This is a genomic window from Streptomyces sp. NRRL S-37 (assembly GCF_000721605.1).
Classification (GTDB): domain Bacteria; phylum Actinomycetota; class Actinomycetes; order Streptomycetales; family Streptomycetaceae; genus Streptomyces.
In genome coordinates, this window is sequence record NZ_JOIZ01000144.1 from 1 (window position 1) to 307 (window position 307).

At 68.4% G+C, this 307-nt stretch carries 1 protein-coding gene; it reads right to left on the bottom strand.

What is annotated here, in order from left to right; translation table 11 throughout:
- The coding region (locus tag IH50_RS0137170) for an ATP-binding cassette domain-containing protein (RefSeq protein ID WP_030873218.1) at window positions 1-307 on the bottom strand (307 nt) is incomplete at both ends.

Here is a 307-nt window from a genome sequence, read left to right on the forward strand (position 1 = left end):
CGGTGAGGACGGTCACGTGGTCGGCCTCTTCGGCGAGGTCAGCGACGTCATGAGTGGACATCAGCATCTGTACCTCATCCGTGGCGAGACGGAGCATCAGATCGCGGAAGACACGGCGCTGAGTGGGGTCCATGCCGGCGGTCGGTTCGTCGAGAAGAAGAACGCGGGCGCCATGGACGAGGGCGGAGGCGACGCCGACACGCCGCAGCTGGCCACCGGAGAGCTGCTTGGTCTTCATGTCGGCGCGTTCCTTCATCTGCACCCGGTCCAGGGCCGTCGCCGCCGCGCCCCCGGCGATCAGCCCGCC